At 71.6% G+C, this 16174-nt stretch carries 15 protein-coding genes; 2 read left to right on the top strand and 13 right to left on the bottom strand.

Annotated elements, in window-relative coordinates; all coding sequences use genetic code 11:
- Nucleotides 1-138 precede the first annotated feature (138 nt).
- From OG928_RS41545 to OG928_RS41535, 3 genes are all read right to left on the bottom strand, one after another.
- Nucleotides 139-300, bottom strand: coding sequence for a hypothetical protein (locus tag OG928_RS41545; RefSeq protein WP_331767196.1), 162 nt, complete (start codon nt 298-300; stop codon nt 139-141).
- Nucleotides 301-306: 6 nt separating this feature from the next.
- Nucleotides 307-2004 (bottom strand): chitinase, encoded by a 1698-nt coding sequence (locus tag OG928_RS41540; protein ID WP_406291689.1) that lies wholly within the window; start codon nt 2002-2004, stop codon nt 307-309.
- A gap of 306 nt (nt 2005-2310) precedes the next feature.
- Entirely contained in the window at nt 2311-2931 is a 621-nt protein-coding gene (locus OG928_RS41535; protein ID WP_331767195.1) for an HAD-IA family hydrolase, read from the bottom strand.
- A 91-nt stretch (nt 2932-3022) separates the two neighbouring features.
- Here OG928_RS41535 and OG928_RS41530 point away from each other — a divergent pair, with 91 nt between their 5' ends.
- The gene (locus OG928_RS41530) at nt 3023-3523 is read left to right on the top strand and encodes an NUDIX domain-containing protein (RefSeq protein ID WP_331767194.1); all 501 of its coding nucleotides are present in this window, start codon (nt 3023-3025) and stop codon (nt 3521-3523) included.
- Between the two features lie 24 nt (nt 3524-3547).
- On the opposite strand, the gene OG928_RS41525 is transcribed toward OG928_RS41530, so the two are convergent.
- The 6 genes from OG928_RS41525 to OG928_RS41500 all read right to left on the bottom strand — a co-directional run bounded on the left by OG928_RS41525 (nt 3548) and on the right by OG928_RS41500 (nt 10303).
- The gene (locus OG928_RS41525; RefSeq protein ID WP_331767193.1) at nt 3548-4393 is read right to left on the bottom strand and encodes an ATP-binding cassette domain-containing protein; all 846 of its coding nucleotides are present in this window, start codon (nt 4391-4393) and stop codon (nt 3548-3550) included.
- A complete protein-coding gene (locus OG928_RS41520; protein WP_331768294.1) occupies nt 4390-5457 on the bottom strand; it encodes an ABC transporter ATP-binding protein in 1068 nt (355 codons plus the stop codon). The genes OG928_RS41525 and OG928_RS41520 overlap by 4 nt, the downstream gene beginning before the upstream one ends.
- Nucleotides 5458-5579: 122 nt before the next feature.
- Nucleotides 5580-6464 (bottom strand): ABC transporter permease, encoded by an 885-nt coding sequence (locus tag OG928_RS41515; RefSeq protein WP_331767192.1) that lies wholly within the window; start codon nt 6462-6464, stop codon nt 5580-5582.
- Nucleotides 6461-7411 carry an ABC transporter permease gene (locus tag OG928_RS41510; protein WP_331767191.1) on the bottom strand — a complete coding sequence of 317 codons (951 nt, stop codon included), beginning with the start codon at nt 7409-7411 and terminating at the stop codon, nt 6461-6463. The genes OG928_RS41515 and OG928_RS41510 overlap by 4 nt, the downstream gene beginning before the upstream one ends.
- 55 nt (nt 7412-7466) lie before the next feature.
- Nucleotides 7467-9107 carry an ABC transporter substrate-binding protein gene (locus OG928_RS41505; RefSeq protein ID WP_331767190.1) on the bottom strand — a complete coding sequence of 547 codons (1641 nt, stop codon included), beginning with the start codon at nt 9105-9107 and terminating at the stop codon, nt 7467-7469.
- A 62-nt stretch (nt 9108-9169) separates the two neighbouring features.
- Nucleotides 9170-10303, bottom strand: a complete 1134-nt coding sequence (locus OG928_RS41500; RefSeq protein WP_406292109.1) for a C45 family autoproteolytic acyltransferase/hydolase — start codon at nt 10301-10303, stop codon at nt 9170-9172.
- A 151-nt stretch (nt 10304-10454) separates the two neighbouring features.
- On the opposite strand from OG928_RS41500, the gene OG928_RS41495 reads away from it, so the two are divergent.
- On the top strand, nt 10455-11354 hold the full coding sequence (locus OG928_RS41495) for a MurR/RpiR family transcriptional regulator (protein WP_331767188.1): 900 nt from the start codon (nt 10455-10457) through the stop codon (nt 11352-11354).
- Nucleotides 11355-11474: 120 nt separating this feature from the next.
- On the opposite strand, the gene OG928_RS41490 is transcribed toward OG928_RS41495, so the two are convergent.
- The 4 genes from OG928_RS41490 to OG928_RS41475 are packed head-to-tail and all read right to left on the bottom strand — an operon-like array spanning nt 11475 to nt 16075.
- Nucleotides 11475-12917, bottom strand: coding sequence for an aminopeptidase P family protein (locus OG928_RS41490; protein ID WP_331767187.1), 1443 nt, complete (start codon nt 12915-12917; stop codon nt 11475-11477).
- 31 nt (nt 12918-12948) lie between these two features.
- On the bottom strand, nt 12949-14064 hold the full coding sequence (locus tag OG928_RS41485) for an oligopeptide/dipeptide ABC transporter ATP-binding protein (RefSeq protein WP_331767186.1): 1116 nt from the start codon (nt 14062-14064) through the stop codon (nt 12949-12951).
- Nucleotides 14061-15101, bottom strand: coding sequence for an ABC transporter ATP-binding protein (locus tag OG928_RS41480; RefSeq protein ID WP_331767185.1), 1041 nt, complete (start codon nt 15099-15101; stop codon nt 14061-14063). The genes OG928_RS41485 and OG928_RS41480 overlap by 4 nt, the downstream gene beginning before the upstream one ends.
- Nucleotides 15101-16075 (bottom strand): ABC transporter permease, encoded by a 975-nt coding sequence (locus OG928_RS41475; RefSeq protein WP_331767184.1) that lies wholly within the window; start codon nt 16073-16075, stop codon nt 15101-15103. The genes OG928_RS41480 and OG928_RS41475 overlap by 1 nt, the downstream gene beginning before the upstream one ends.
- Nucleotides 16076-16174 lie beyond the last annotated feature (99 nt).

The raw sequence follows: 16174 nt of genomic DNA, 5'->3' as shown, positions 1-16174 counted from the left end.
CTATCGGGCCTGCGCAAACAATGCCCGTGATCGTCGTTGACCGGCCCGCCGCCGGTCTCTCGTGGGGGCCGGCGGCGGGGGTCGTTCGAGGGAGTCGTTCGAGGCGGTCGTTCGAGGCAGTCGTTCGAGGATCCGGCCTCAGCCGCCGAAGTACGTGTCGAAGCCGGTCAGGCCGGACTCGAAGCCGCCGTTGCGAACGAGTTCGGCGGCGTCGACCGCGTCGACCGCGTCGGCGGTTCCGAAGGGGTGGGGGTTCGACGGGGCCCGAGCCGGTCGCGTGGTCCGGCTCGGGCTACGCAAGGCGAGCTACGGAAGCGTGTCGAGGTGCGGACCGACCGTGTTGGAGAACTGATTGCCGTTCAGGGCGTCCCAGTTGGTGGACCACGTCATGGCCCCGCGCAGGCCCGGGTAGGTCTTCGTCGGCTTGAACGTCCCGCAGCCGGTGCCCTTGGCGAGGCAGTCGAGCGCGTTGTTGACGACGGTCGGCGAGACGTATCCCGACCCGGCGCCGCGCGGCGAGGCGGGCAGGCCGAGGCCGACCTGTGCGGGCGCGAGACCGCCTTCGAGCTGGATGCAGGCGAGGCCGGTGATGAAGTCCACCGAACCTTGGCTGTACACCTTGCCGTCGCAGCCGAGCATCGAGCCGCTGTTGTAGTACTGGGTGTTGACGACCGTGAGGATGTCCTTGATCGCCAGCGCGGTCTTGAAGTACTCGGTGCCGGTCGACTGCATGTCGATCGTCTGCGGCGCCATGGTGATCACGAGCCCCGCGCCGACCTTGGCGGACAGTGAGCGCAGCGCCTGCGTCATGTAGGTCGAGTTGAGGCCGTTCTCGAGGTCGATGTCGACGCCGTCGAACCCGTAGGTCTGGATCAGCGTGTGGAGGGTGTTCGCGAAGTTGGTCGCCGAGGCGGCGCTGTTCACGGACACGGTGCCCTTCTCGCCGCCGACCGAGATGATCACCTTCTTACCGGCCGCCTTCTTGGCCGCGATGTCGGCCTTGAACTGCGCCTCGGGGTAATTCAGCGCCGGGTCGAGGGTGAACGAGACTCCGCCCGGGGTGCCGGTCGCGTCGGCGAAGGAGACGGCGATGATGTCGTACTCGGCCGGGACCTGCGCGATCGTCTGGATCGTCGCGCCGTTGTTGAAGTTCTGCCAGTAGCCGGTCAGCACGTGCTTGGGCAGCGTGCCGCCGCCGCCACCGCCGGTGGTGGTGGTCGCGGTGACCGTCGCCGACTTGGGTGATTCGCCGGCGGAGTTGGTCGCGGTGACCTGGAAGTCGTACGCCGTGGACGGCGTCAGACCGGAGACGATCGCACTCGCGGCGGTTGCCGATTGGGCGAACACGCCGTTGCGGTACACGTTGTAGCCGGTCGCGCCCGGAACCGCGTTCCACGAGAGGGGGACGCTCGTGGACGACGGTGAACCGGCCGCCAGGCCGGTGGGCGTGGCCGGGATCTGGGTACTTCCGCCCGGTCCGGCCAGTGTGATGTCGTCGGCGTAGTACGCGGGTTGCCCGTACCAGCCGTGTGTGTAGACGGTCACCGACGTGGTGGACGCGCCGGTCCGGAACGTCGTGGTGAGCTGCTGATACGTTCCGGCATTCGGCGTCCAGGTGGACACGTCGGTGGTGCCGGTGCCGGTCGCGCCCAGATAGACGTAGCTGCCCTGGACCCACGCGCTCAGCGTGTAGGCGGAGTTCGGCAGGACCGCGACGGTCTGCGAACAGCGCGCGTTGTCCGAGCCCGCCGGGGTGCCCTTGAGCGCGCCGGTGCCGGCGTGGACGGGGGTGGCGACGGCACTGCCGGAACCGGCCGAACAGGACCAGTTCGACAGGCCGTTCTCGAAGCCGGGGTTGGTGACGAGGTTGTCGGCGGCCTCGGCGCTGCCGGCCACGGCGACGGTGAGCCCCGCTCCGGCGAGCGTGATCGCCGCGAACGCGGCGAGGGTGCGGTGTCCGCTACGCGGGGAACTCGCGTGCGGAGCATGCGAAACGCGTGCCACTACTGCCTCCGTGCGTGGAGAAGCGATGGGGACGTGGTGCGAATGCGTGACGCGGCAGCCCGCTCTGCGCGCGCTTATTGGTCTAGGCCAAAGTGGTCCAGACCAATAGAGCGTGTCAAGGTTTTCCACGGGATCCGATTCCGTTTACCTCAGCGTCGCCGGCAGGTCACGGAAAGTGGTGCACGGCGAGGCCTGTTCGGGCTCGGCCGACGGTCGCCGCGAACCCGCGCAAAGGGTGCGCGTCGGACCTCGTGGCCACACCCGATTTCCGCGCGAACACCGCGCGTTTCCACCGCGTTGCGGGGCTCACACCGCCGGATCGAGGAGCGGCGCGAGCGCGATGCGGAGATCGTCGATTCGACGGTAGTGGAGGGCTGTCATACCCGCTTCGCGGGCGGCGGCGACGTTGGCCGGGGTGTCGTCGACGAACAGGCAGCGCCGAACCGGGGTGCCGACACGTTCGGCGGCGATGCGGTAGACCCGCGGATCGGGTTTCGCCACGCCGACGCGGGCGGTGTTCACGACGGTGTCGGCAAGGTCGGCCAACCCCTGGCGAGCGAGGTCCCATTCCAACCGCGTGGTGGCGTTGGACACCAGCGCCACGGGCGCGACGCCGCGCAGCCGGGCGAGCAGAGCGACCACCTCCCGGTCGACGATCGGAACGAGGTCGGACCACGCGGCGACCGCGGCGCGGGCGCGATCCATCGAGCCGTGGACATCGGTGAGGTCCGCGACCACCGCCGACCGCCATTCCTCGTCGGTGACCTCCCCCGTGATGGCGGGCATCAGCCGCGCCGGCGCGAAGGCCGCCGCCGCGAGCGCCCCCAAGGGCAGGGCATGGGCACGTTCGAGATCATCGGCGACGGGCCAGTGCCGGAGTACACCGTCGATGTCGCAGAGCACGGCGTCATAGGGCGGAACAGGCACGGGCAGCTCCTCGTCCGATGCGACTCCCGAGGATGCCACAGCCCGGTCCTCGCGTCGTCCCGCGTCGGTGGCCCGTGAGATCGTGCGTGCCATGGGCGAACCGGTCGAACGCGTGGACGAGCACGATCGCGTCGTGGGCGTCGTCGAGCGTGACGAGGCGATCCGAAACGGCTGGCTGCATCGGATCGCGACCACCATCTGTCGGGACTCGGCCGGCCGGATCCTGGTCTACCGTCGTCCCGACGACGCGATCCGGTTTCCCGGTCGGCACGAGATCATGTTCGGCGGCGCCGTCGAGGTCGGCGAGACCTACGCGGCGGCGGCCGTGCGGGAGTTGGTCGAGGAGATCGGCGTCACGACGACCGTGCGCCCGATCTGCAAGTACCTGTGCCGGGGCGCGATCAGTCCCTACTGGTTGGCGCTGCACGAGGCGGTCGTCCCGACCGTCGTCGTGGTGGACCCGGCCGAGGTGGCCTGGCACGCGTGGCTCAGCCCGGGCGAACTGCGGGAGGCGGTGCGACGCCTGCCGTTCGTCCCGGATGGTCTGGAGGCGTACCGCCGCTACCTGGACCTGCGCGATCCGCCTCCCTGACCTGCGCTCACCACACGTCGGCCGCTACACCGTCAGCGCCTTCCGCAGCTCGGCCACCGACGCCGGGTCCCAGCCCGGGCGCGGTGCGGAGCCCACCAGCAGGCGGGTGTACGCGTGCCGCGGGTCGCCCAGGATGTCGCCGGTCGGGCCCTGTTCGACCGCGACGCCGCGGTACAGGACCAGGATGTCGTCGGTGACCTGCTGCACCACGGCCAGGTCGTGGCTGACGAAGACGAGCGCGACGTCCGTCTCCCGGCGCAGCTCGGTCAACAGCTCCAGGATCTGCGCCTGGATCGACACGTCGAGCGCGGAGACCGCCTCGTCCAGGACCAGGACCCGCGGGCGCGCCGCCAACGCCCGGGCGATCGACAGGCGTTGCCGCTGCCCGCCGCTGAGCTGGTGCGGGCGGGCGCCGGCCTCGCGCGTGCCCAGGCCCACCTGGTCGAGCAGTTCGGCGACCCGGCGCTCGCGGTCGGCTTCGCCGTGCAGGCGCAGCACGCCGCCCACGCACTGGGCGGCGGTCAGCCGCGGGTCGAGCGAGACGTACGGGTCCTGGAAGACCATCTGGATCTCGCGCGCCCGGCGCAGCCGCTCGGCCCCGCCCCGCGCCCGCAGTTCGCGCGGCCGGCCGTCGACTGCGATGGTGCCGGCGTCCGGCCGGATCAGGTCCACGAGCATCCGCGCGATCGTGGTCTTGCCCGAGCCCGACTCGCCGACCAGGCCGAGCGAGCCGCCCGGCGGCACGGTGAAGGTGATGTCGGACGCGGCGACCGTGGTCTCGCCACGCCGGCCGGGCAGCGGGAACTCCTTGCAGACGCCGTCGACTTCCAGCGCCGGTACGGGGGCGGGGGCGACGATGGGGACGCTCACGTAAGCACCTTCCGGGACGAGGACGAGGACGAGGACGAGGGCGAGGGCCGGGACGAGGGCCGGGACGAGGACGCGGACGCGGTGCCGGAGTCGGCCCGGGACGCGGCGCCGAGATCCGCACGCCGGCACGCCACGCTGCCGCCGCCCTCGATCTCGAGCGCGACCGGCCGCCAGGTCTCGCATTCGGCCTCCACCAGCGGGCACCGCGCCGCGAACGGGCAGCCGGGGAACGCGTCGTCGAGCGACGGCGGCCGGCCCGGGACCGGGCGGATCGGGCGCGGATCGCCCAGCTCGGGCGTGCACCCGAGCAGGCCCGCCGTGTAGGGGTGTCGCGGATCGCCGAACAGTTGCTCGGCGCCGCGCTCCTCCACCACGCGGCCCGCGTACATCACGTACACCCGGTCGCAGTAGGCCGCCGCGAGGTGGAGGTCGTGCGTGATGAACAGCAGGCCGAGCCCGCGCGTGGTCTGGTGCTCGCGCAGGATGGCCAGGATCTCGGCCTGGGTCGTGACGTCGAGCGCACTGGTCGCCTCGTCCGCGAGCAGCAGTTCGGGGTCGCCGGCCAGGGCCGCCGCGATCACGACGCGCTGGAGCATGCCGCCGGACAGCTCGTGCGGGAACTGCCGCAGCCGCTCGGCCGGACGCACGATCCCCACCGCCTCCAGGAGCCGCAGCGCCTGCTCGCGGGCGGTGGTCTTCGGCACGCCGAGGGTGTGGATCAGCCGCTCGGTCAGGAAATCGCCGATCCGGCGCACCGGATTGAGCGACGAGCGCGGGTCCTGGTGCACCATCGCCACCCGGCGGGCCCGCAGTTCGCGCAGCGCGCCGGCGTCGAGCGTCAGCACGTCGGTCGCGTCCACGCCCACCCGCCCGCTCACCCGCGCGTCGCCCGGCAACATCCGCAGCACGGCCTTGGCGGTGGTGGACTTGCCCGAGCCGGACTCGCCGACCAGGCCCACGACTTCGCCGCGCCCCACGCGCAGCGTCACCGCGTCGAGCACGGGTCGCGCGGCGCCCGCGCCGGGCAGTTCCACCGTCAGCCCTTCGATGTCCAGCAGTTCCATGTCCGGCCGCTCTGGATTCGGCAGTTCCGTATTCGACTGCTCCGTATTCGGCCGCTCCGTATTCGGCCGCTCCGTGTTCAGCGGTTCCGTGTTCAGCGGTTCCGTGTTCGGCAGTTCCGTCATCAGCGTTCCCTCACCCCAAGGCGGTCGGAGATCCGCACGCCGGCGATGTTGAAGGCGACCACGACCAGCGCGATCGCCGTGCCGGGCACCAGGGCCGGCCACAGCGCGCCCTGGACCAGCGCGGCCTGGCCCTCCTTGACCATCAGGCCCCACTCCGAACTGGGCGGCTGGGCGCCGAAGCCGAGGTAGCTGAGGGTGGCCATGCCCATCAGCACCTGACCGAACATCAGCACCAGGTACCCGATCAGCGACGGTGCCAGGTTCGGCACCAACCGCCGTGCGCAGATGGCGAATCCGCCCATGCCCTGCACGCGGTAGGCGTCGATGTACGGCTTGGCCCGCTCGGCCAGCGCGATGCTGCGGGTGTACTTGGCGACCACCGGCGAGTAGGCGAGCGCGAGCGCGATCACCGCCGTCGTCAACCCGTCGCCGAACACCGAGACGATCAGGATCACGAACAGCAGCCCCGGGAACGCGAACATCACGTCGGTGACGCGCGAGACGAGCGCGTCCACCCAGCCGCCGTTCCAGGCCGCGAGCGTGCCCAGCGCGATCCCCATCACCGACGCGAGCGCGAGCAGCGCCAACGGCGCCACCAGGCTGGGACCCGCGCCGTGCAGCACGCGCGAGAGCAGGTCGCGCCCGGACTGGTCGGTGCCCAGCACGTGCGTGCCGTCGGGCACCGCGAGCGAGGCGTCGAGGTCGATCGCGTCCGGTGCATAGGGCGCGATCAGCGGTGCGAACACCGCGGCGAGCGCGGTCAGCACGAGGAATCCGACGGCGATCCGGAACGAGAGCGGCCGGGGCCGCCGGCGCTCGGCGGTCTTGCGTCGCGGCGCGGCCTCGGCGACGGGCGGCGGCGCGGTGGCCTGGAGGAGGGTCATGCGGCGCTTCCTTCGAGGCGCACCCGCGGATCGATCAGCGGGTGGACGAGGTCGACGAGCGTGGTGACGAGCATGTACGCGAGCACCATGAGCAGCAGCACCGCCTGCGTCACGGGGAAGTCGTGCGTGTTGATCGCCTGGACCAGCAGCGAGCCCATGCCGCTGATCCCGAACGCGGTCTCCACCACCACGGTGCCGGCGAACAGGCTCGCGATGATCAGGCCGCACATGGTGACCACCGGCGCGAGCGCGTTGCGCAGCACGTGTCGGCGGATCACCTTGAACTCGGACAGGCCGGCCGCGCGGGCCACGGTGACGTGGTCCTGGGCGTACTGCTCCAGCATGCTCTGCCGGGTCACCCGGCTGACCACGGCGAGTTCGCCGAGCGCGAGCGAGAGCGCCGGCAGGGTCAGGTGGTACAGCCGGTCACCGAAGCCCTCGCCGGCGCCGGTGACCGGGAACCAGCCGAGCTGGACGCCGAGGAAGGCGACCAGGGCCAGCGCCTTGACGAACTTGGGGATCGACGCGAGCAGCGTGGTCACCGCCACGATGATCGCGTCGACCCGCCCGCCGCGCACCGCGGACAGCACCCCGAGGGCGACGCCGACCACGACGAACAGCACGGCCGAGTAGAACACCAGGAACAGCGTGGTGGGCACGCGCGAGGACACGAGGTCCGCGACCTGGTCGTTGTACTGGAGCGAGCGGCCGAAGTCGCCGTGCAGAACCCCGCCGATCCAGTCCCCGTACTGGACCCACAGCGGGTCGTCGAGGTGGTAGGCGGCGCGGACGGCGGCGAGCTTCTCCGGCGTCGCGTCCTCCTGCCCGCCGACCAGGAACGCGGCCGGGTCTCCGGGGGCGGCGTAGATCGCGCCGAAGATCACGAACGACGCGGCGAGCAGGGTGACGAGCAGCCCAAGGGTGATGCGCAGTGCGCGGGCGGGCATGTGGTTGACACCTCCAAAGGGGGCGTGCACAGGGGGCGTGAACGGGAGGAAGGGATCAGCCCTTGGCGCCGAGGTCGGCCAGCCACGGGTAGGCGACGTTGGCCATCGACGGGGGCGCGCCGGTCAGCTTGGCGTCGGTGACGAGCACGTTGGGCACCTGGACCAGCGGCAGCCACACCGCGTCGGCGGTGAACCGGCGCTCGGCCTCGACCAGAAGCTTGGCCCGGGCCGCGTCGTCGGTGGTGCGCAGCGCCTCGTTCACGACCTTGTCGTACTCGGGCGAGCTGAAGCCGACCCAGTTGTTCGACGAGCCGGTGAGCGCGTTGTCGTAGAACCCGGCCGGGTCGGATTTGGAGATGTACCAGTCGTCGGCGACCAGGTCGACGGTCTTGCGCAGCCCCTGGTCGGTGTACAGGCTGCTGAAGTCGGCGCCGGACATGGTCTTGATCTCGGCCTTGAGTCCGATCTTCTTCGCCGCGTCGACCACCGCGTTGGCGATCAGGTTGCGGGTGGGCGTGCCGTCGTTGGCGACCACGATCGTCGGTGCGTCGGCGCCGACCTCGGCGATCAGCTTCTTCGCCGCCTCCAGGTCGGCGGCGGTGGGCTGGGCCGGGGCGCCCTGGAGCGCGTCGTAGCCGGCCTGGAAGGTGGCCTTCTCGTAGCCCCACGCGCCCGGGCCGAGGGGGGTCTTCCACGGTGTGGCCAGGCCGCCGAAGGCCGCCTTGGCGATGCCCTGACGGTCGAGCGCGAGCGAGAGCGCGCGCCGCACGCGCGCGTCCTTCATGCCGCCGCGCTCGGTGGGGATCAGGGTCCAGGCGCGCGAGGACGAGCCGTAGGCGACGCTGAGTCGGCCGTTGCCCGCGAGCGGGGCGACCGCGCTCATGGTGGTGAGGTAGGTGCCGTCGGCGGCACCCGTGGTGAGGCTGTTGACCATGGCGTTCTCGTCGGCCCAGGTGAAGGTGGCCGAGCGGACGAGCGGCTTGCGGCTCTTGTCCCAGTAGCCGTCGTAGCGCTCCAGGGAGATTCGGCTGCCGGCCTTCCACTCCTTGAGCAGGTACGGGCCCGAGCACGCGTCGGCGCGGCCCGGCGTGCCGTAGTCCTTGCCGGCGGCCTCGGCCTGTTCGCGGTCCAGGACCACGCCCGCGTTGCCGGCGAGGGCCTTGGTGAACAGCGCGTCGGGCTCCTTGAGCCGGATGGTGACCTCGGCGTCGCCGGTGCGTTCGATCGCGGCGACCCGCTCGAACTCGTCCGACTCGTTCTTGCCCTCCGCGGCGTGCCGCTGGAGGCTCCACACGACGTCGTCGGCGGTCATCGGCGAGCCGTCGTGGAAGGTGACGCCGGCGCGCAGCTTGAGCACGAGCGTCTTGGGGTCGGTGTAGGTCGCGGTGTCGGCCAGGTGCGGACGCATGGTCAGGTCCGGCCGGGTCTGGAACAGCCGCTCGCAGACGTTGGCGACCAGGGCGTTGGAGTCGCTGTCGGAGCGGACGTCCAGGTCGAGCGACTTGGGCTCCTTGGCGAGCAGCCACTTGACGTTGTCGACCGCGCCGGCGGCTCCGGGGGTGGTGTCGGTCAGCGCCAGGTCGGCGGGCTTGCCGGGCGCGCCTTCGTGCTTGGTGGCGGCCTGGTCGGAACACGCGGTGGTCAGGCCGAGCAGGGCGGCCAGGCCGAGGGTGGCGAGGGTGCGAGTGCGGGACATGCGACTCTCCGGGAGGGGTGAGGGTGGAGCGGCGGCGTTTTGACCGAACGACGGGCGTGGCGTCAGGCCCCGGGCCCGTCGTAGAGGTTCCAGGGCATGAGCTCGTACTCGTGGTCGCACGGGGTGCCGGCGGTGACGCGGTATTCGCCCGTGGTCAGGTCGACGCAGCTGGAGAGCAGCGTCGCCCACTGCCGGACGGCCGGTCGGGCCGGATCCGGGTGGGTGCACAGCGATTCGGGGTGGCCGAGGTGGTCGGACATCGCGGCGCGAATGAGCTTGCGGGTCTCGGCCGGATCCCGAGTGTCGCGGCAGCGCCGCAGTCCGGCCTCGGCGCGCGGCACGCGGATCAGCGAGTCGGGCGCCGAGGGGCGGTAGTTCGCGGCGAGTTGCTCGGGCACGAACGCCTGGTAGTGGTTGCCGTGCACGAGCAGGCCGTCGGTCGGGTACATCCAGCCGTTCGCGCCGGGGGTCGTCTCGACGTCGATCGCGAAGCCCTCACGGTGGGTGAGGAGGGCGTTGCTGGCGATGTGCGCCCGGGTGTGAAAGAGCACGTCGAGCGCCTCGGCGGGGTTGGCGCAGTCCAGGACGCGGCGGCGGATCAGCGTCTGCGGGATGCCGACGGCGTGGTCGAAGCGGCCCCCGAGGCCGTTCGCGTTGAGCGCGATGCCGGCCGAGTTGGCGCCTTGGCGGCCGATCTGGCCGGCCTCGACCTGCATCACGACGGTGGGTCTGCCGGGCTGGACGACGCGCACGACCATGATCGTGTCGCGCACGCCGTGACGCCAGTCCCAGTTCTGGCCGGCGTAGACGTGTCCGTCGCCGGAGGCCTGGTCGAGCATGGCGAAGGAGGTGCAGCCGTCGGGGGTGTCCTCGGCGCCGGCGGGCTGCATCGCGGCGAACGTGTCGTCGTAGATGATCTCGCCGCGGGCGTTGAGGGCCAGGACGTCCAGCGGGTCGACGCCGGCGCCCTCGGCGATGCCGGCCATCTCGTCGACGAGGTCGGGGGCGAAGGCCCGTGAGGGGGCCATCCAGCGTTCGGCCCGCTCGGTGACCTGGTGCCAGGTCAGTCCGCTGGAGGCGCCGAATGCCTCCGTGTAGTAGTCGATGGCGGTACGAATCAGCGCGCGCGCACCTTCGCCGTACTGGCGGCCCCGCTCTCGGGGCTCGCCGCCGATCTCGATCGTCGGTAGGGACACGCGACTCACGTCGTCTCCTGGATGCTCGGTGCTCGATGCTGCACGCTGTCGTGTGGCCCGCGAGCGTCGTAACGTTCATTACGAATTCGCGGTAACATGTATTGCTCGTTGCATCAGGAGAGTAATGGTTGATACCGGGGAGTCAAGAGCTGTGAGCGAACAAACCCAGAACCCGGCCCTGGCTCGGCTCCAGGCGGCGGTCCGCGACCAATGGGACGAACTGTCGCCGGCGGAGCGAAACGTCGCCCGATATCTGACGCATTGCTCCCCCGAGCAGGTGCTCTTCGCGAGCGCGCAGGACCTGGGCTCGGCGATCGGCACGAGCAACGCCACGGTGGTGCGCACGCTGCAGCGGCTGGGGCTGGGCGGGCTCTCCGCGCTCAAGCGCGACATCGCCGCCGACTTCAGCACGGACGTGGCCCCCGAGGTGCGCCTGCGGCAACGCATCACGCAGGTGGGCCAAGACCTCGACGGGATCCGCGCGCGGGTGTACGACGAGGCGACCGAGCGCCTGGAACACAGCCGCGCCAACATCGACGCGGACGCCTTCCGCCGCGCGGTCGAGCTGCTCGCCGACGCCACGGAGGTGCTCGCCTACGGCGTCGGCGCGTCCGAGCTCGCCGGCCGGCACCTGGCGCTCAAGCTCAACCGGATGGGCCGGCGCGCCCGCTTCGTCGGCACCACGGGCTTCGGCCTGGCCGACGAGCTCCTCGCCCTGCGCCGCGAGGACGTCGTGGTGATGTTCGTCCCGGGCCGGCTGCTGCGCGACATGGAGGTACTCCTGGACCGCGCCAGGGTCGTCGGCGCGGGCATAGTGGTGGTCACCGACGAGCTGGTGGAGCGCCTGGCCGACGACGCGGACGTGGTGCTGTACGCCCCGCACACCCCCACCGGCATCACCGCCGAATCCCTGGGCGCGATCGTCCTCAGCGACGCGCTCCTGCTCGCGGTCGCCTCCCTGGACGAGACTCGCTCCGTCGAGCACTCCCACCAACTCACGGTCCTGCGCACCCAGTTGCTGGAACCGAGGGAGGGCAGGCCGCGCCGCTGACCCACCCGGGCGCGGGTCGGCGCGCGCCCACCGGATCCCGCGCGGCGTCGGACACACGTCGACCCCGTACGCCGCGACGGCGTACGGGGTCGATGTGTGTCGCCGAGGGCGGACCCGGTGTCAGCCCGCCGACGCGCCCATCCACTCCTCGATCGCGTCGGGCGTCCGGGGCAGCGCGTGCGACATGAGCCGGGCGCCGTCGTGGGTGATCAGGAGGTCGTCCTCGATCCGGATGCCCATGCCGCGCAGTTCCGCGGGCAGCGTCTCGTCGTCGGGTTGGAAGTAGAGGCCGGGTTCGACGGTCAGCACGTGGCCGGGCTCCAGGACCCCGTCCAGGTACGTCTCCGCCCGTGCCTTGGCGCAGTCGTGCACGTCCATGCCGAGCATGTGGCCGGTGCCGCACAGCGTGTAGCGCCGGTGCAGGCCGCTGTCCGGACGCAGCGCGTCCTCGGGCCGCACCCGCAGCACGCCCCATTCGTACAGGCCCTCGGCGATCACCCGCATCGCGGCCTGGTGGAAGTCGCGAAAGCGCGCGCCGGGGCGCAGCGCGTCGATGCCCGCCTGCTGCGCGTCCAGCACGAGTTGGTACGCCTCCCGCTGGACGGGGTCGAATCGGCCGGAGAGTGGCAGCGTGCGGGTGATGTCGGCGGTGTAGAGGCTGTTCGTCTCCACGCCGGCGTCCAGGAGCAGCAGTTGCGTCGGGTCGAGCGGCCCGTCGTTGCGGATCCAGTGCAGCACGCAGGCGTGCGCGCCGGCCGCGGCGACCGTGTCGTAGCCGGTGCCGTTGCCCTCGATCCGGGCCCGCGTGTCGAACACCCCCTCGATCCACCGTTCACCGCGCGGGTGTCCCAGGGCCTGGGGCAGGGCGCGGACCACGTCGGCGAAGCCGGTGACGGTGTGATCGACGGCGAGTTGCAGTTGCTCGACCTCCCACGGGTCCTTGACCAGGCGCATCTCGGCCAGATGGGCGACGAGTTCGGCGTTGCGACCGGGGTCGGTGGGGGCGGCCAGTGCGTCCACGCGCGCGTCCACGCCGGCGAGCAGCCGGGTGGGCACGGCGGGGCCGGTGAGCCGGGCGGGCAGCGTGTCGAGGTGGACGCACTCGATGCCGAGCAGGGCCCTCGACTCGTCCAGGGTCGGCCGGCGCCCGGTCCAGAACTCGCCGTGGCGGGAGTCGCGGTAGAACTCGCCCGTGTCGCGCCGCGAGCGCGGGCGCAGGTGCAGGACGGCCTCGTGCTCGTCGCCGGCCGGTTCCAGGACCAGGACGCCGTCGGGCTCGTGGTCGCCGGTCAGGTACGCGTACGCGGTGTGCGGCCGGAATCGGTAGTCGACGGTGTTGCTGCGCACCTTGAGCGTGCCGGAGGGGATGACCAACCGCTCGCCGGGGTAGCGCGCGGACAGCCGTGCCCGGCGTTTCGCGGCCCAGGAGGCGACCGGTCGGGCGTCGACGTCGGGCAGCGGGGCGGGTGCCCAGGCGGTGCCCATGAACGCTTCGAGGGCAGGGGACACGGGCAGGTCGTGGGTGCCCGTGGCGAGTGCCGCGGCGGGGTCTTGCCGGGTCACGGGTCGCCTACCTTTCCGGTGGATCGAGTCATCACGAGGTCCGACTCGGCCGCGCGGACGCCGCCGGCGCCAGGCCCTTGGCGGGCGGGGCCTCGGCCGTCGGGCCCTTGGCGGTCGGGGCCTTGGCGGGCAAAGCCTTGACGGGCTCGGGAAAGTGGCAGGCCACTTCGTGCCCGGGCCGGCCCTCCAGCACGGTCAGCGGGGGTTCGGCCACCGCGCACACGTCCTGTGCCTTGTGGCAGCGGGTGCGGAAGCGGCAGCCCGAGGGCGGGTCGATCGGGCTGGGTACGTCCCCGCTCAGCCGGATGCGCTCGAGCCGGGTGCCGTCCGGGGCGGTCGCGCCGGGCACGGCGGACAGCAGCGCCTGCGTGTACGGGTGGTGGGCCCGCTCGTACAGCGACTCGCGATCCGCGCTCTCCACGACGCGTCCGAGGTACATCACCACCACGCGGTCGCAGAAGTGCCGGACCACGGCCAGGTCGTGCGCGATGAACACGAACGCGATGCCCAGGTCGCGGCGCAGGTCCTCGAGCAGGTTGATCACCTGTGCCTGGATCGACACGTCCAGCGCGGACACCGGCTCGTCGGCGACGATCAGGCTGGGCCCGGCGGCCAGTGCCCGGGCGACGCCGATGCGTTGCCGCTGCCCGCCGGAGAACTCGTGCGGGAAGCGGTTGCGGTGCTCGGGGTTGAGGCCGACGGTCTCCAGGAGTTCCTCGATCCGGCGGTCGCGTCCTCCGGGCGGGTCGATGTTGTTGACGTCCAGCGGGGCACGCAGGATGGTGCCGATGGTCTGCCGCGGGTTCAGGGAGGAGTACGGGTCCTGGAAGATCATCTGGATCTGCGCTCGGATCGGCGCCAGTTCGCGGCGCGAGGCGTGCGTGATGTCGCGGCCGCGGTACTCGATGGTGCCCGCACTGGGTTCGAGCAGTCGAGTGATCAGCCGCCCGGTCGTCGACTTGCCGCAGCCGGATTCACCGACCAGGCCGATGCTCTGCCCGGCCCCGACGGTGAGGTCGATGCCGTCGACCGCGCGGACGGCCCCGCCCCGGCGGCGCAGCAGGCTCCGTCCCGTGGGAAAGTGCTTGGTCAGTCCGCTCACCCGGAGCAGCGGCGGCTCGGACGCGTCGAGCGACTTGGCGTTCATGGGGTGACTCCTTGCAGATCCGTCGGCGCCGCGGTGCCCGGCGCCGCCTCCAGGTGGCAGGCGGCGGCGTGTCCGCTGCCGCCGGGGCCCGCGTGCGCTCGCGTCAACAGGGGGAGCACCGTGCGGCACGGCGCCTCGGGGCCGTCGATCACCTGTGCGCAGCGCGGGTGGAAGGCGCAGCCGGGCGGTGGTGCGAGCAGGCTGGGCGGTGAGCCGGGCACGGGTTGCAGCGGCCGGTCCAGGGCGTCGGACAGGCGGGGGACCGAGGCGAGCAGGCCCCGGGTGTACGGATGTCTGGGCGTGTCCAGGACCTCGGCGACCGGGCCGAACTCGACCGCGCGGCCCGCGTACATCACGAGCACGTCATCGGCGACGTCCGCGACGACCCCGAGGTCGTGGGTGACCAGGATGATCGCGGTGCCCAACTGCTCCTGCAACTCCGCGAGCAGGTCCAGGATCTGGGCCTGCACGGTGACGTCGAGCGCGGTGGTGGGCTCGTCGGCGATCAGCAGGTCGGGTTCGCACACCAGCGCCATGGCGATCATCGCGCGCTGGCGCATGCCGCCGGAGAACTGATGGGGGTACTCGGCGGCCCGGCGCGCGGGTTGCGGGATGCCGACCCGGTCCAGCATCTCGACGGCGCGCGCCTTCGCCTCGCGTCGGCCGGCACCGGTGTGCCGGCGGTAGGTCTCGACGATCTGCGCGCCGACCGTGAAGTAGGGCGACAGGGCGGTGAGCGGGTCCTGGAACACCATCGACACGCGTTGCCCGCGCAGGTCCCGCAGGGTGCGTTCGGGGGCGCCGACCAGTTCCGTCCCGTCCAGGACCGCGCTGCCCTCGATGGTGGTGCGGGCGGGGTTGTGCAGACCGAGCAGGGTGAGGTTGGTGACGCTCTTGCCGGAACCGGACTCGCCGACGATGCCGAGCGTGCGGCCGCGTTCGACGTCGAAGGAGACACCGTCGACGGCCTTGACCACGCCGCCCTCGGTGGCGAAGCGCACCTTGAGATCGCGTACCGCGAGGAGAGGAGGGGTCATCACACACGCACCCGGGGATCGATGACGGCGTACACGGCGTCCACCGCGACGTTGGCGAGCACCATCGCGGTGGCGGCGATCAGCACCACGCCGGTGATCATCGGCAGGTCGGAGTTGGCGACCGCGTTCACCGCGAGTTTGCCGATGCCGGGGATGTTGAAGGTGGTCTCGGTGACCACCGCACCGCCGAGCAGGACGCCGAGTTCGATGCCGTAGACGGTCACCACCGGAGTGATCGCGCCGCGCCACGCGTGTTTGACGTAGACCTGACGGGACGTCAATCCCTTGGCCCGTACGGTGCGTATGTGGTCCTCGCCGAGCGCGTCGATCATCGACGCCCGGGTCAATCGTGCGTAGACCGCGGCCTGTACGCAGGCCAGCGTCAGCCAGGGCAGCAGCAGTCCGCCCGTCCATCCCCCGGGGTCGCCGAGGAACGGGATGTACTCGGGTTTGGGCAGCCAGCGCAGTTGGTCGACCAGGACGTAGCGGGCGATCACCCCGAGGAACTGGATCGTCACCGACGCCCCGATCAGCGAGAACGCCATCGTGGACTTGTCCAGCCAGGTGCCGCGCCGCAGCGCGGCGAGCATGCCGATCATGATGCCGACGCCGAGGAAGATCACCGAGGCGCCCAGAGCCAGCGAGAGGGTGGCGGGGAAGCGGTCGAGCAGGGTGTCGAGCACGGGCTCGTGGTTGACGAACGAGTAGCCCAGGCACGGCGCGGAGCACTCCGAGGAGCCGAAGTCTCGGCCGGCGAAGATGCCGACGATGTAGTGCCAGTACTGCATCGGCACCGACTCGTCCAGGCCCAGGTCGCGTCGGATCAGGGCGAGCGTCTCGGGCGTGCAGGTCTTGCCGCAGGACAGCCGGGCCGGGTCGTCCGGCATCGCGAAGAACAGGAAGAAGGTGACGGTGAAGACGACGAACAGGATCAGCGCCGCGCCGAGCAGTCGCTGCACCAGGAATCGGAACATGGGGCCCTCACTGGAGGTCGGACCGGGGAGTGGCCGGGCGGCCCGGCGACGCGGGCGCCGCGGGCGGGAAGGGGAAGCCTTCCCGCCCACGCCCGCGCC

This window comes from Embleya sp. NBC_00896 (genome assembly GCF_045207785.1).
Taxonomy (GTDB): domain Bacteria; phylum Actinomycetota; class Actinomycetes; order Streptomycetales; family Streptomycetaceae; genus Embleya.
This window is presented reverse-complemented; position numbering and strand designations above follow the sequence as displayed.

Excerpts from the sequence above, each read along its gene's own strand:
- OG928_RS41530 (WP_331767194.1), top strand. The coding sequence starts at position 3,023 with ATGGGCGAACCGGTCGAACGCGTGGACGAGCACGATCGCGTCGTGGGC.
- OG928_RS41520 (WP_331768294.1), bottom strand. The coding sequence starts at position 5,457 with ATGGAACTGCTGGACATCGAAGGGCTGACGGTGGAACTGCCCGGCGCG.
- OG928_RS41515 (WP_331767192.1), bottom strand. The coding sequence starts at position 6,464 with ATGACCCTCCTCCAGGCCACCGCGCCGCCGCCCGTCGCCGAGGCCGCG.
- OG928_RS41510 (WP_331767191.1), bottom strand. The coding sequence starts at position 7,411 with ATGCCCGCCCGCGCACTGCGCATCACCCTTGGGCTGCTCGTCACCCTG.
- OG928_RS41505 (WP_331767190.1), bottom strand. The coding sequence starts at position 9,107 with ATGTCCCGCACTCGCACCCTCGCCACCCTCGGCCTGGCCGCCCTGCTC.
- OG928_RS41485 (WP_331767186.1), bottom strand. The coding sequence starts at position 14,064 with ATGAACGCCAAGTCGCTCGACGCGTCCGAGCCGCCGCTGCTCCGGGTG.
- OG928_RS41480 (WP_331767185.1), bottom strand. The coding sequence starts at position 15,101 with ATGACCCCTCCTCTCCTCGCGGTACGCGATCTCAAGGTGCGCTTCGCC.
- OG928_RS41475 (WP_331767184.1), bottom strand. The coding sequence starts at position 16,075 with ATGTTCCGATTCCTGGTGCAGCGACTGCTCGGCGCGGCGCTGATCCTG.